The 15,246-nt window shown below is 42.8% G+C and carries 12 protein-coding genes; 2 read left to right on the plus strand and 10 right to left on the minus strand.

The features are described from left to right. The first annotated feature begins 218 nt into the window (after positions 1-218). Positions 219-449 carry a helix-turn-helix transcriptional regulator gene (locus NST37_RS24630; RefSeq protein ID WP_339186004.1) on the plus strand — a complete coding sequence of 77 codons (231 nt, stop codon included), beginning with the start codon at positions 219-221 and terminating at the stop codon, positions 447-449. Positions 450-1,752: 1,303 nt separating this feature from the next. Here NST37_RS24630 and NST37_RS24635 read toward each other — a convergent pair. From NST37_RS24635 to NST37_RS24660, 6 genes are all read right to left on the minus strand, one after another. Beyond that, positions 1,753-2,967, minus strand: a complete 1,215-nt coding sequence (locus tag NST37_RS24635; protein ID WP_251247396.1) for an IS256 family transposase — start codon at positions 2,965-2,967, stop codon at positions 1,753-1,755. A 725-nt stretch (positions 2,968-3,692) separates the two neighbouring features. Next, complete coding sequence (locus tag NST37_RS24640; protein WP_339186005.1) at positions 3,693-5,687, minus strand: ATP-binding protein; 1,995 nt, start codon at positions 5,685-5,687, stop codon at positions 3,693-3,695. 16 nt (positions 5,688-5,703) lie between these two features. Then, positions 5,704-6,954 (minus strand): DNA methyltransferase, encoded by a 1,251-nt coding sequence (locus NST37_RS24645; RefSeq protein WP_339186006.1) that lies wholly within the window; start codon positions 6,952-6,954, stop codon positions 5,704-5,706. A 330-nt stretch (positions 6,955-7,284) separates the two neighbouring features. Beyond that, a complete protein-coding gene (locus NST37_RS24650; RefSeq protein WP_339186823.1) occupies positions 7,285-9,126 on the minus strand; it encodes a DUF262 domain-containing protein in 1,842 nt (613 codons plus the stop codon). Then, a complete protein-coding gene (rlmH, locus tag NST37_RS24655; protein WP_003388804.1) occupies positions 9,126-9,605 on the minus strand; it encodes a 23S rRNA (pseudouridine(1915)-N(3))-methyltransferase RlmH in 480 nt (159 codons plus the stop codon). Before rlmH ends, NST37_RS24650 begins: the two co-directional genes overlap by 1 nt. Positions 9,606-9,609: 4 nt before the next feature. Further along, on the minus strand, positions 9,610-9,852 hold the full coding sequence (locus NST37_RS24660; protein ID WP_003388805.1) for a CxxH/CxxC protein: 243 nt from the start codon (positions 9,850-9,852) through the stop codon (positions 9,610-9,612). 229 nt (positions 9,853-10,081) lie between these two features. Between NST37_RS24660 and NST37_RS24665 the strand changes: the two genes are divergently transcribed. Further along, positions 10,082-10,264, plus strand: a complete 183-nt coding sequence (locus tag NST37_RS24665; RefSeq protein ID WP_243015077.1) for a small acid-soluble spore protein H — start codon at positions 10,082-10,084, stop codon at positions 10,262-10,264. 67 nt (positions 10,265-10,331) lie between these two features. Here NST37_RS24665 and NST37_RS24670 read toward each other — a convergent pair whose 3' ends face one another. The 4 genes from NST37_RS24670 to cls all read right to left on the minus strand — a co-directional run bounded on the left by NST37_RS24670 (position 10,332) and on the right by cls (position 15,063). Next, positions 10,332-11,486: a DUF4179 domain-containing protein gene (locus tag NST37_RS24670; protein ID WP_339186008.1), complete on the minus strand. Its 1,155-nt coding sequence runs from the start codon at positions 11,484-11,486 to the stop codon at positions 10,332-10,334. Positions 11,487-11,504: 18 nt separating this feature from the next. Further along, positions 11,505-12,665, minus strand: coding sequence for a DUF4179 domain-containing protein (locus NST37_RS24675; protein WP_339186010.1), 1,161 nt, complete (start codon positions 12,663-12,665; stop codon positions 11,505-11,507). Beyond that, on the minus strand, positions 12,631-13,206 hold the full coding sequence (locus tag NST37_RS24680) for a sigma-70 family RNA polymerase sigma factor (RefSeq protein ID WP_031932439.1): 576 nt from the start codon (positions 13,204-13,206) through the stop codon (positions 12,631-12,633). Before NST37_RS24680 ends, NST37_RS24675 begins: the two co-directional genes overlap by 35 nt. 405 nt (positions 13,207-13,611) lie before the next feature. Then, positions 13,612-15,063 carry a cardiolipin synthase gene (cls, locus tag NST37_RS24685; protein WP_031932438.1) on the minus strand — a complete coding sequence of 484 codons (1,452 nt, stop codon included), beginning with the start codon at positions 15,061-15,063 and terminating at the stop codon, positions 13,612-13,614. Positions 15,064-15,246: the final 183 nt, after the last annotated feature.

Consider the following 15,246-nt stretch of genomic DNA (forward strand, 5'->3'; position numbering starts at 1 on the left):
CGGAAAGACTATCCTATATTTTACAGATATTACAACAACAAACTGGGTAATTCAAGTTTTCTTTGATCGATAAAAGTTTCTTTTGGTGTTTCGACGGGTTATTTGTATGTAGTTACTTTTAAATTGTATTGTTACTCATTTGCGTACCAGATTGATTTTTATTATATGGTACGCTTTTGCGTATAGTCAATCATTTTTTCCAAATTGTGGGGACAAACATGGGGAAGAAAGTAATTGTGAAAATTCCAGAGCTACTAAGGAAAAAAGGCATCTCGCTACGGGAGTTATCTCGTTTAACAGATATTCGCCACGCAGCACTAAGTGAACTCGCTAATCAAAAGCGACAGAATATTAACTTTCAGCATATTGAACGGATCGCTGATACCTTTAAAATTGATGATATTCGTGAAATCATTGATCTTGTCGATACGAAGGAAGAAAAAAGTTAAACGCATTTTATAAAGGTGTTATTTCTTAATTGGTTACAAATGAAAGTGCACCCCATAGAATAAACATTGGATGAAACCGCCGGTATATCCAATGTCTATTCTATGGGGTGTATTTATTAAGGCGAAAAAGGCACACATTTTGAAATTATCTATGTGAATTAAAAGTAGAAGCCAAACGACGCATATTGAAGAAAGATGGACGTATCGTCAAATCATGGAGCATCCGGGATTGCAGATCGACATCAACCTAAAGTTGGATGAAAAAATACAAACAGTTTGACGAGTTTGGGCTGATAGATCAACGAGTTAGACGAGAGGACTATGTTGACCAAGTTTGATATATTCAAAGTTCAAATGGGAGAATGCCATCCCCTGTCCCTCCGTTTATTTCTTAAAAAGGTGATGCAAAGTGTCTTTGAAATTTTCCACCAAACAATAAAAGTCTGGGAATGTTAGGGGCTATCTCGGATATTTCGCTGTCGTCTACAGTATCATAATGCTAACAAATAAGGTGATCGATTCAGAAAACGGTTCCATTGGCTTTTTTTACGGTTCCGGCCATCATAGTCGCAATTATAGTCTCATTGACAAGAATTCCGTTTTTGATGGTATTTCGGTAATTTTGTCATCTCCATTATTCATTTATCCACGTTTATCCAATCCCTTGGATTTCATTGGTTTATTTCCTTTGCTTCTACTCGCTTCTGTTACCCTGATTGTGCGTAATCGAGGGAAGGAAGGCAAATGAATGAGAACTTCCGCAAACAGAAACGATCGCTTTCGAGCTTTCAAGTCAGATGGAGCGAACGTTGCTTCCATGTTTGGATAAAAACTTAACTTTTTTGTTTGACTCGAATATGTTGTTCAATTGGATAATATTTATTCCGAATTGAAAGATCAGTTCCTCTCTAATATCCCATATATTCTCCCTTTTGCACTTTTTGTAAGTTTGTTTTATCTCATATTAATCTAATACAATCTCCTGGTTACTCTTACTTGTGATAAGGTTTACCAAATTTTGAAAAACGGAAACGGCGACAATGTTCATTAAGATATCTTTATGACTTATACTTGGGTGTGGCACGACTTGGTGAATGGTTTAGATTAAATGATATCGTCGTGCCAAGAAAGGGGTCTGTCAAGATTTTTGTGTAAACTCAATCAACCAATATATGAAAAGGTTTCATCCCCCTAATTGGGCCATTTTTCGAAACCAATAGAGTCAAGGGCGAAAGGCGAAGCGAACCCTTGACGCGTTGGTGGAGAAAAAGATAATCCCTTCGGGGATGAAGCCTTTCATTTGTTAACGGATGTACGGCTGTACCCGATCTTCAAAGAAAACGGATAGCTGTAAGAGAATCTGGCCCCAGTTCTGAACTCGTCCCGTCCACTTTCGTAGAACATCCATGGTTACGAGATATAACATCTTCAAAAGGGCATCATCTGTGGGAAACATGGCTTTTCCTTTTGTCACCTTTCGAAGCTGTCGATGATAACTCTCGATCACGTTAGTTGTATAAATCAGCTTTCGAATCTCTGGAGGATATTTAAAGAAAGTGGCAATCTCGTCCCAGTTATTCCGCCAGGAACGAACCATCAAGGGATATCTACTGCCCCAGGTTTGTTCAAACTGATCGAGTTCTTCCAACGCGGCTTGCTCCGTTGGAGCCTTATAGATAGGTTTTAGCTCGGACGTGATCTTTTTGAGATCCTTATAGGAAACATACTTGATGGAATTTCGGATTTGATGGATAACACATTTCTGAATCTCCGTCTTCGGATAACATGCAGAGATGGCTTCTGTAAAGCCACGAAGATTATCGACGCTTGTAATGAGAATATCCTGGACTCCACGATTTTTCAGTTCGTTGAGGACATGCAGCCAGAATTTTGCCGATTCATTCTCCCCAATCCAGATCCCAAGCACATCTTTATGACCGTCAAGGTCAATACCAATGACCATATAGGCGGCTTTATTGACGATAGCTCCGTCCTGTTTTACCTTAAAGTGAATGGCGTCAAGGAAAACAACAGCATAAACCGCTTGCAAGGGGCGATTTTGCCACTCTTTGATCATCGGTACAATCTTATTGGTTACATTCGATATGAGCGTTGGTGAGACTTCGATGCCATAGAGCTGCTGCAGATGGTCTTGGATATCGCGTGTGGATACGCCTTTGGCATAGAGGGCAAGAATTTGATCTTCGATCCCTGTCACGTTGGACTGATGTTTCTTTACAATGTTTGGCTCAAAATCACCCTCTCGATCCCGAGGGACTTGGATGTCAACATCCCCGTACTCAGAACGGACGGTTTTCTTGCTATACCCATTGCGGCTGTTGGTTGTCCGCTTGTTTTTCATGTCATGCTTGGCGTATCCAAGAGAGGACTCGATTTCAGCTTCCAGCATTTCTTGGATTGTGTCTGCGAATAGATCCTTTAACGCTGACTGTACGTCGTCCACTGACTTCATGTTTTTCTCTTTGATCCACTGCTTGATCTGCTCTTTTGACATCATAAAAATCTCCCAACCTTTCTACTCCTAATTGTAGTTTAGAGGTTGAGAGTTTACACAAAATATTTTACAGACTCCAAGAAAGTGACTGGTGTTTATAAAAATATAACTATTACTTAATATAATTTTATTGTTCATAGCTTTCTTTAATAAATGTGTGTCGATCTTCTAAATTCACCACAACTGAGTTATTACACTAAACTTTCCAAAGACAACTTTCATTGATTTAAACACTCTTATCATAATAATGATTAAAATAATAATTTGGTTACAACCATAAAAAAACAGGGCAGTTGGTTTCAATCAAACCATATTTACTCTTAACCCGACACTTACTCTTAAAGCCACAATAAGTTTAGTTTCAATAATTTTAATATTTGCTTACAGTATTGATGCAAAAAATTATAGTGTTCTAAAATTTCATTTAAAACCTCTTCATTAGCCAGACTCCTGTAAAATATTTGGCAGGGATTTTATATCCGTTAAAATGAAAGGATTCATCCTCCAAAAAAATTCTCTTTCTCTCCATCGATAGGGTCGAGGGTTCCCTTCGCCTACGCCTTGACTCAATTTGCGGAGAGAAAGAAGTTTCTATCAGGGGATGAAACCTCTCATATACTGGTTAATTGAGTTTACACAAAGTTATAAACAGAACCGACCAAGTCGGTAAAATGTGACACTTCGTCTTCAAGTATACTTTATCACCAGAATAAATTTTAATTGTACCTCTATGATTTAATGCATTCTCGAATGTAGCCCTTCATTGATTTCCATGTATCTAAAATCAAATCAACATCGACTGGCGTTGTATTATGAATATATAAGTTTAACTTTTCGAGAAGATTCCTCTTCTTTATCAAGTCTCTCCATAAGCCGACATTTGATCTAAATTCTTTTGAAGAGTCTGGTGGATTATTACTCCATTTGTTCAGTACATTTCCAATTGAATTCGGAAGAGCTGATTCTAGATACTCAGATCCTATACTTCTTGAAGCATACTGTGTAGCAGATTCAATTAGTGTTCTGTATAGACATACCGTTGCATATGGGTAATATAACACATTTAGTTTACTTAACTCATAAATAGTTTGATATATTTTATTACCTAAATCATCTGTGTTTTTCAACTTATCAATTAAGAGACCCTCTGCTGCTGTGAAGGTTAAATTGTACCTTTTTCTATGAGTTGGTTTAAATCCAACTTCTGGCTCATAATTTTCTTCTTGTTCTTCCTCCCCCTCATCGTTGACAAGTTCCTCTTCTTTTTTCTGACTATCCGGTTCTCCCTGATAAGTATCGTTTTCTTTTATAACACTATCAGTATCCTTTTTTCCTTCATCCAGTGCTCCCTCGCCAGAAAATTTAGGATACTCTTTGTTTCCACTAGTATTATTTTGTGAAGGGTTATTGGCAGTTTCCCCCATATGAATAGTTGCTTCTTGTTGTAAATGTTCCCCTTTGCTTGTTTCGGGAACACTTTTAATGTCTCCATCAACAAATCTGCCTTTAGCTGGTTTTTGATATTTTGCTATGTCTATATTAAAAATCATGAACATTACTACACCTTTTAAAAGATACATTAACTTCACAAATACTGCATCTTGAATAAAATCTGCTCTTTCATTGGATATCTTGAGTTGCTCTTTGGATTCATCAAAGTATGGCAAGTTTACAAACCCAAAAGCATTGTGTGGTCTAAGTCGAGTATTTTTTTTCCTTTGAGAGAAATCAGCTAAACCTAGCCAATCATTTTCTTCAGATAAATAATTATATAAAGCAAAATCATTGGCATAGATATTTACACCTGCTCCAAAGTCTTTAAGCTTACCTGCTGTTTTTCTTTCGTAAACTAATAAACGTCCCTCAAAAGTGGGTACCCCTTCAATACTCTCCAACTCTTTAAAACTAATATTGTCATTTGTACGAGTTTTTATTGTTTCTTTTATGTTAAAATATTTATTCAAGATTAGTTCAATGTCCGCTGTATCAAAAGAATTAATAAATATTTTAGAACTGTTAATTTGGAATCTTTCTGAAAAACACTGAAATGATAATGTTTCCGTACTACTATCATAATTAAAAATGACGTCGTATAACATATCTTTTAGTTCAGTTGTAAACAATAAAGAATTAGGTTCACTTCCATCTATTGAAAGAGTGATTTCAGGAAAAGGAAGACTTGCATGTTTATATAAATAAGTAGATATATGGCGAAGCTTCTTTACTTCAGATTCCGATGTTAATAAAGTCATCACTTCAGGAAATATATTGTTTAAAGTAATTATCGTTCCCCGGACCATTTGGGAATCAACAATTTGCTCATAAGAATAGCTACCATCATCTTTTGACCAATTAATCAAATATTCGCCATCGGTATCACTCTTTGTTTGAATTGTTAAATGATTACATAAAGAAAACACTGAAAGAAGACCTAATCCTTTGCTACCAGTATAAAAAGACCCCTTAGCATTAGTTAAATTTCCATTACTCTTCTTTTTAGAAAAACCTGGTTGCGAAAGTTGCCGAATGTCTTCCAAAGAGAACCCAAGTCCATCATCAACAACTGTTATTGACTGTAACTCTCTACTATATGCGATTCTGATTTTATCTGCTGAAGCATCAATTGCGTTCTTTATCAATTCTGATATTACAACTAAAGGACTTCCAACTGTCCCCAGAATACTTGCAATAGACGAAGAATCGATATGCAAAGTTTCCTTCATACGATAACTACTCCCTCTATAATTTTTTATATATTTTTATATATTCTTTGCTCATTGATTTTACTGAGCCAAGGTTAGGGATATTTGATACTTTTTTCGGCATTCTTTTCCCTTGGATATTTCTAGTTAACATGGCTTCAACTACTAAACCATACCTTACTGCTAGCCTATCATTTAGAATATCAAACGGAAACTCTTTGTTATCTACTCTACGGTTTCCTAATGTTAATACTAATCTTTTTCCGGACTTCAAAACTCTAGCCATTTCGGCAAAGGCCTTGCAATAATCATTAATAAAAAACTTAACCTTCTTTACCTTTTGGTCACTAATACCAGTGATTAAATCCTCGTATTCAACATCTACCTCAAACTGACTTAAGTTATAACGTCCACCCAAACTCTCTCTATCAATTGCAGTAAAGTTCTCAAGCACAGTTAAATCAAATTCATCAAGGTCGTCAAGATCTATCCATAAAAGGGGTAATATGGAATACTGCCCATACGTTACGGTAGTATGATTATCGCCATATGGTGGCGAAGTACATATTAAATCAATGCTATTATTACTAAAGCTTTTGAGGATATCAGTTGAATTCCCTGTATATAGATTTATCTTATTATCATTAGCCTCTTTTACATAATCGGTATATGATGAAGATACCTTGTTTATAAAATATTGGATGCAGTTATTCTCCATTGCGTTTATTTTTTCTTGTTCTTTCACATGTAACTTAAATGTAGTAGAACGAGTATTACTGTATTTTCTAATGGTATCTGCGAAACAAACCCAAAAAAAGCGTCTTATTTGTATATTTTTCTCACATTTTATTGCTCTCCTTATAATACTTAGATCAACTATTATGTCCTCTCGAAACCATTTATTTATATTCTTAAACTCAAAAGAATTAGTATTTCCTATAAATAAAGTAATATATGTTTTCAGTTTAGCAATGCTCTCTCGGATATTTACTAAAGGGATTCCTTCTAATCTTACACGTGTTATAAGAATAGCAAGAGGATTAATATCTATACCATAAGCTTTTAAATTAAGCTTGTTTCCTGCTGCTAGAACAGTACCCGAACCTACAAATGGATCAAGAATATTTGTGACATGCGGATCAAATTCTAAAATATCCAAAAGCAATTGTTCTTGCATTGGTGCAACCATCATGGCTGGGTATTTTATAAGCGCTTTTTTTTCTCTGTATTCCGTAAAATCCCAATAATCGTTTTCATAACTACTTAGTTTCTCTACTAAAGTTTTCACTATTATTGCACTCCCATCGATTGTTAAAACAATGAATTTTATTGAGAGCCTCCGTATGAAAAAAACACGACAAATTAATCTAATTTTGACCATGCTCGAAGTACTACTTACACAAGAATAAACATCTTTTCAACATTTTTTGAGTAGAAGCGACAAATATGGGTCTTTTTATCTATATTCTTCAGTCTGCGGTGGCTTTCCTTCAGGTGATTAGATATATTTCAGGCTAAGCACTCCCTGACCGAATCACTGACCATCACTTATGATAAGGCTCAGCGCGCTGTCTGTAACGGTAAGTTGAAAGGGCACCTGCATAGGTGCCCTTTGAATTTATTTAAACCTTGAGAAAACCGATGCAACATCTGCACCTTGAACTTTCTTGCACTGTGCCCCGTCTCTTACATACATCTCATCTTTATACCAACTAGGTTCATCCCCACATAAAACTTCAATCATGATTACCATGCTGCCTCTGTAATTGATTGGACTTAACCGCGAAGTAATGTTAGCCTTAAGGCTATCGGGCAAATCTGAGTTTGTCAATTTTGTAGTAATAAACGAAAAGTACTGGTCCAGACTTACACCTTTTAATTTTGCCTCCCTTTCTAATCCAACAACCCCAAAATCACCAACTCGTGGTGCTACAACATTATCAATTTGCTCAATTCTTAGAGTGTGTGCTTCTCTGTCTGACACCCCGATAAAAATCCAACCCCTCCTGCCTTTCCCTAGATTGGCCATTGCACAAATGTTATGAAGGATTTTTTCAAAGCTATCTTCATCAAACCTTCGACTTTTGTTATCTAAAGTATAAAACCCTTGTTTAAAGTCATAATGAGGTGGTTCTACTTTGGATAAACGAAGAAAATTCTCAAAATCAATAGCTAAAACACCAGCACTCCGACTTGAATGTATTGCATCTTTAAAATACGGCTGAATTAATCCAACAGTTAGATTTATATTTGCAATTCTGTTAGATGTTACAATGCTTTTCGCAGATGCTAGTCTTGAGGCCAAATTACTTAGAGATACAAAAATTTGATCAATATTAAATGGTTCTTTTTGATCAACAATAATCAACTGGTACGTTGCCATAAACAATGAATAATAAGGTTCTTTTACTGCATTGCTTCCGGCAGAAGGATTAAGTATATTTTTTAAATAATTTTTCTCTAATGATTTTGAAATAACCATTCCTTGGATAGTGTCAAAGACAAGTTTGATATCATTTCGCAAATTTTCTTTACCATATGTGGCGATGGCGGTTTCAATCTCAAGTTTTTTCCTATCATTTAGGTAATAATCGTCAAAATTATCCTTGCTTGCTTGAAACGGTTCCTTTAGTGCTATGGATAATATTATATCGGCTATCAATTGCTCATCTTCACTATCTCGTAACTGGGAGACCCTAAGAATACCTTGATTACACCAAAAAGTGTCTTCTGCAGCTACCCCGTACCCTAACGCTATGTTTTTAGAATCAATACTAATCTCCGGCATCTCAGTCAATGGCAATATTTCCCTTGAGACATCTCCACGAATCTCAGAACTTAATTCTCTAACTAATTCTGAAAAAACGGTTGTAGTTCCAGCTTGTCTGACTTCTTGTGGCGATAAATGCTTGCCATTAGAGTTTATCCGTCCAAATACCTCTATTACTTCTCTTTCAGTTCCTTGGAATGTAGAGATTGGTAATTGATATTCAAGAAATGCAGCACATTGTTTTTGATTAAGACGCTTAATTTCATCACCGTGAACAGGGGTAAACACTCCTTCTTTAGCGAGAGTATTTGCCGTCGGATGTTGAGATACGTCAAAAAAAGACCCATTAACCGAAAACTGATTTTCAATAAAACTAAATAATGCATTTAGTCTCTGCATACCGTCAATAATCTCATATGTAGTCTCACCAATTTGATTTATACCTTTTTCGGCGAGAAGAATAAGAGGAATTGGATATTGTGATAGAACACTATCTATCAATGATTCTTTCTCTTCCTTAGTCCAAACTAATTTTCTTTGATATTTCCTATTTACGAGAAGGCTTTTATTTCTATAAAGTTGGTATAAGTTCATAACACTCATACCTCTTGGAGTTATATTCAAGTTAATCACTCCACAAATTTTTATATCATTATACCGTATTTGCCCGTTAATCGAAAAACTTTCCATCACTTATGATAAGGCTCCCCCCGCCCAATCCGAAACGCCCGATAAACCTGCTCCACCAACACCAGCCTCACCAACTGATGCGGAAACGTCATCTTGGAAAACGACAACTGCACATCCGCCCGCTTCAGCACCTCAGCCGACAGCCCCAGCGACCCTCCGATGACAAACGCCACCTGGCTGCGCCCGTGCAAAGCCAGCTTGTCCAGCTCGCTGGACAGCTTCTCCGACGACCACATCTGCCCGTCGATGGCGAGCGCGATCACGTAATGATCCGGCTTGATCTGGGCCAGGATGCGCTCGCCCTCCTTGCGCTTGACCTGCTCCATTTCGCTTGCACTCAGCTCTTCCGGTGCTTTCTCGTCGCTGACCTCCACGATCTGCAGCTTGCAATACGCCGACAGGCGCTTGGTGTACTCCGCGATCCCTTCCCGCAAGTATTTCTCCTTCAGCTTGCCTACCGTTACGATCGTAATCTGCACGCCCTTACATTCCCTTCTCGCGCAACAACGCAATCTCAGCCGGAGCTCCGCACTCGCGGCAGCGCTTGTCCAGCTTGTCGTCTTCAATAGAAGCGGCGCGGTACGTATCCGGCGCAGCCTCGAACTCATCCACATACTCGTCTATCTGCGTATCCGCATGCTCCATGCAGGCAAAGCGCACCGGATGCTCCGGGTGCAGCGCTACGTCCTTGCCCTCGATGCGAATCGTTTTTTCTTTCTTGTCCATTCGTAAATCGTCCTTTCCGTTCCTGTTTGTCGTCCTTATTCTACCCCAGAATGCCCCATTTTCAAATGGTGCGGGTCTGCGGCCTCACATGTCTTTCCGCATTGGAAAAAAGAGCGTTCCCCGGCATATGCTACCCGAGAATCTCATCCCCATAAAAACACGTCTCGGAATGCTCTCCCACCCCTCCAGCAAATACTAGTGGGGACAACATCACGAGGAGGTCTGTAAAATGAACAAGCAGCGCGCCAAGGAAATCGCGGCTTCCCCCGTCATGGCGAATGTTACCTTGAATAAAGTGCCGGTCTATATCCAGCACGTCGATGACGATACCGAGATGGCCAGAGTCTATCCGCTGGACGAGCCAGAGCGCGAACAAAGCGTGCCCGTAGACAGCCTGGTAGAGCATCACTAAAAAACATCCCGTTCCACTGCAAAATAGTGGGTCGGGATGTTTTTTACGTTGTTATTCTTTTTGTCCATTACCGCTGTTTCAGCAAGTGGGACAGCGGTATGCGATTGTACGTGTGCAGGTAGCCGTTGACATCCACAACGATCTGAAAACGTTCGCCATTGTAATCAAATTCGGCAGTGCCCGTTTGTCTTTCCACGGTCTTATTGTAGGTTCTCATGCTTATTTCCACTGTTCCGGTCTTCTGATACTGCTTCACATGTTCATCGCCGAGCAGCTTCTGGATGAAATCGGCTGCTTTTTGTCTGTAAAAAGCCTCCGTTTGCGTGCTTTTTTTCGGCTCTTCCCTGAAAGTGGGAGAACCAAAGGAGCCATAATCCAGCAGCTCTCCGGTCGTACTGTCAAACTGCATCGAGGCAAACATTTTCCCCTTGTCGTCAAAATTTCCGGTTTCATGGAGCACGATCCCCCATACTCCGCGAATTTGCCCGTTGTCTGTCATTGGGCTTTTGGAATACCCCGTCATTTTCAGGCCTTTCAGCAACGGTTCGGTCTCCAATAATTTTTGATAGTTTTGCTGAACATGCTTGGGCAATGGTTCCTCTGCTTTGTCAGGAGCAGGCGTTGCGGAGCCACCTGCACCGCTTTGCGTGGACGGGGATACTTTTGGAGACAGCCCTGCGCCATCTCCTGGCTTCTGCTGTTTTGCCACCGGAATGTCCAGCTGGCCTGTTGTCTTTGGATCTGTCACATCATTGCCAAATGCCACCTTCGCATGCAAGGTAAACTTGTCTGGCAACGGCTCCGTGATTTCGATATTCCTGATCCCTTTAAACTGGTTTCCGTTTACCCGCTCCACTTCTTGACTGCCTTTGTAAGGAACGGGCTTGTCGGAATTGTCCACGGTAAATTGCCAAAGCTTGATTGTTTGGGCCATTTTGAGAGCTTCTGCTTCATTCTGGGTTTTGGGCATCTGGATGGCATAACCGATATCCATACGCGAGCCGTCATAGAAGACTTCGTTCACCGTCACTGTCATTCCGTTCACCGTCACACTTGGACTGGCCTGTGCGGCTTTTGTCTGTGCGCCGGTTGCGGTTTTCACAGGCGCCGCTTGCACGGTTGATGTCTCCCCCGGAAGCGCTGCCGTTATGCCCGCGACTGTGACCACGCCGGCCAAAACTAGACCGCCGATTGTTTGCGGTGTCCGTTTGTTTCCCATCATGATCTCTCCTCTTTTCATTTATTTGTTTTGACTGTCCGTTTTGAGCGGAATGACTACGGCCTTATTCGTTTCCTCGACGCCGTTCATGCTCGGGATGAGCTTCACGGACTCCGGTCTTTCCCGGAGTGGAATGACAAACCTTCTCCAGATTCCCTTTTCGTCCCAAGTGAGGGTTTCTTCCGCCTCTTCGATGGCTTCTCCCTTGTCGTTCAGCAGCCTGTACGCAGGGTCATACGGTTTATCGTCCGGCGGAATCTCTTTCAGCAAAATGGTCGTCGACGCCGGAGTAAGCGTTACGGATTCCACTTCAAACACATAGCCGCTTTGCATGGTCTGGGAAATGTCCGGGGACAGCTTTGCGCCGTCTCCCGGCTTCATCTGTTTTACCACCGGAATGTCCAGCTGCCCCGTTGTCTTCGGATCTGACAAGTCGTCACCAACCGATACCTTTGCATGAAAAGTAAACTTGTCAGGCAACGGCACTGTCACTTCCATATGCTTCATCCCTGCAAACAGGTTTTTGTCCACCCGCTCCACATCTTGACTGCCTTTGTAAGGAACAGGCTTGTCGGAATCGTCCACGGTAAATTCCCATATCTTGATATTGCGGGCGATTTCAAGGGCTTTTGTTTCGCTTGCGGCTTCGGGTATCTGGATGGCATACCCGATATCGATACGCGAGCCGTCATAGAAGACTTCGTTCACTGTCACGGTAATTCCGTTCACCGTCACGCTTTGACTGGCCGGTGTGACAAGCCCCTTTTCCCTGGCGATATGCAAGGTTTCATCCTTGAACAGGGAAAACACGGATCGGATTAGCGGAATGCTTTTCAGCTTTTCGGCCATCGTCGGCGATGAGAAACCGGCAGCAATCAAGATGACAAAGAAAAAGCATGCAGCGGTTGCTGCAAACATCCATTTTCTCGCGACCCTTCGCTGGCGAACGGGAGCTTTCGTGGTCCCTGCCGTTTCAAACAATGTTTGTCTAATTCTCTCTCGCGTGCCTGAACCGGGGGAAAGCGCCCCTCTCTCTCGTTCAAGCCCCTGTACGACCTCGATGAAGCCGGGAAATTCTCGTTCAAGATCATCGCTTTGCAAATCCGTCCGGGGTTTCATCATCTGCTTGGCAAGCTGCTCCGTCTGCTCAAACGAAGCTGTTTTTCTCCTGTCGCCGTTCATTCATATCCCCCCATCCGCGTAATTTGCCTTTCAGCTTTTCCAGAGCCCGGTAGAGCCGGTTTTTCACTGCGCTTTCGCCCATCTCCAGAATTTGTGCAACCTCGACGAGCGTACAGTCCGCGAAAAATCTCAGCATGATGATCTCCCGCTCAGTCTCGGGCAACTGCTGCAAAGCGGATAACAGATCAAGCTGAATCGCTGTCCGCTCGGCGTGCCCCTCCGTTAGCTCGGTCTGTATAATATCCAGCTCCGTCTCCTTCGGCCGCCGTCGAACCCTCCGGTTTTCGTCCAGCAGCACACGCTTTGCAATCTGAAACAGCCAGGTGGAAAAAAGCGATTCTTCCCGGTAGCTCGACAGTCCATTCAGGGCTTTCATAAAAGTGAGCTGTGTCAAATCTTCTGCATGCGACCTCCCCACCTTGAATGCAAAATAGCGGTAAATTCGCTCAAAATAAAAATCGTACAGCGGAGCAAAATCCTCGCGCTTCCGTTTGGCTCGCGAAACCCAGTAGGCCGGATCAAAAGGCGTCGATTCTTCCACTTCCCTCCCTCACTCCCTTCACATGAATTAGACGCCATCCTTTCGGGGATCGACACATCATTTTTTGAAAATCGAAAAGAATGCTGAAAACAAAAAAAGCGGCCGATGAAACGGTCGCTTTTTCCTGTCAATTCCTGTTGTGTACTTTGCTGCCTGCTACTGTTCGCCCGCTCTGCCTATCTTCTCTGTCTACCTGCTACTGCTCGCAGGCTCTGCTTATTTTCTCTGCCTACCAGCTGCTGCTCGCCTGCTCTCTATGGCATGCGGTCAGCTCCGTTTATCTGCTATCTGACATTACAGTCCCTCATACCGGCTCACCAACACACCGGCTGCCCCGACATGCAGTCCGATCCACCACAGCCAGCCGCTTTGCTTTCCCCCTTCAACGCCCCATCCATTTGTGCCCTACAAAATCGGCGACAACAGCCTCGTCAGCGACTCCTGCAACCGCGCCTTCAGCGGCCTGCTCTCATACTCCTCCCGTGTCACCTCATGACACTCAGCCAAATCCTCAAGGAAAATCTGCTCCAGCCGCTCCGCCGTAGCCGAGTCAAACAAAAAGGCGTTCGTCTCAAAGTTGATCTTGAAACTCCGTATATCCAGATTGGCCGTGCCCACGGAAGCGATCTGCCCGTCCACGACCATCGTTTTGGCGTGCAGGAATCCTTTCTCGTAGCGGAAGCAGCGCACGCCGCTCTTCAACAGCTCGCCCAGATACGACTGGGACGCCCAGTAGACGAGCTTGTGATCGGCCCGGCCGGGTATCATGACCCGGACATCGACGCCGGACATGGCGGCCATTTTCAGTGCCGTCAGCAGGCTGTCGTCGGGGATTAGATAAGGCGACTGCAAATAAATGCGCTCTTTTGCCTTGTAAATCATTTTCAAATAGCCGTGCTTGATCTGCTGCTTCTCGGAGTTGGGGCCGCTGGAAACGATCTGGATGCCGACGTTTCCGGTCCTCTGACTCGGCGGGAAATAGCGCGGCTCGTCCTCCATCCTCCGCTGTACCTGGGCCGACAGATTCCAGTCCAGGTAAAAGCGCGCCTGCAGCAGATGGACGGCGCTGCCGGTAATCCGCAGATGGGTGTCCCGCCAGTACCCTAGCTTCCGATCCATCCCCAAATACTCGTTTCCGATGTTAAAGCCGCCGATATAGCCGACCTCGCCGTCGATGATCACCAGCTTGCGGTGATTGCGGAAGTTGACCCACATGTTTACATATGGAATCGGCGATGAGAAAAACGCGGCCACTTCTCCCCCCGCTTCCACCAGCGGGCGGAAAAAGCGCGGCGTCAGCTCGGACGAACCGATCGCGTCGTACAGCAGCCTCACCTTTACGCCCGCCGCCGCCCGCTCGGTCAAAGCGCGGATCAGCCTCTCTCCCAGCTCGTCTTTGCGGATGATGTAATAGAGCAGGTGGACATGGTCTTCTGCCTTGGCAATATCGGCAAACAGCGCTTCAAATTTTGCCTGCCCCTCGGTATATATGTCAATGTGATTATCCTGCGTATACAGCGCGGCATCACTGACGAGATTCATGTGGATCATATCGCGGTGGTCGACGATGGCTGGATCGTTGAAGCGGATGGTCCCGCTTTCCATCTTCCTGATTTGCTCCTCCAGCACCACCTGATAACGGGAAAATTCCCCTTCCCTCAGCTTGTAGAGCTTGCGGCGCGACAGCCTTTGGCCAAACACCAGGTAGATGACAAAGCCAATCCCCGGCAAAAACAGCAAGACCATGAGCCACGCCCAGGTAGAAGCGATGTTTCGCCTCTCCATGAATATTAAAACCGCTGCCAACAGCAAATTGACTATCGACAGGCCGGTATAGATTTGTTGAAACAGCTCCATTTCGCTGAACCACCCCTGCCCCTGAGCGTTGATCTCTCCTGTATGTTGACGTCCCGTCACAGAGTTTCTCCTTATCCCGTTTGATCTCATTGTACACGATGCCGCAGCACTTACCTAATCCTTTGTAAAAGTAAAAATCGGCGACATCTCATCCAGGCATGTTTCAATCCCGTTATCCAGTGG

This window comes from Brevibacillus sp. FSL K6-6036, assembly GCF_037964015.1.
GTDB classification, from domain to species: domain Bacteria; phylum Bacillota; class Bacilli; order Brevibacillales; family Brevibacillaceae; genus Brevibacillus; species Brevibacillus borstelensis.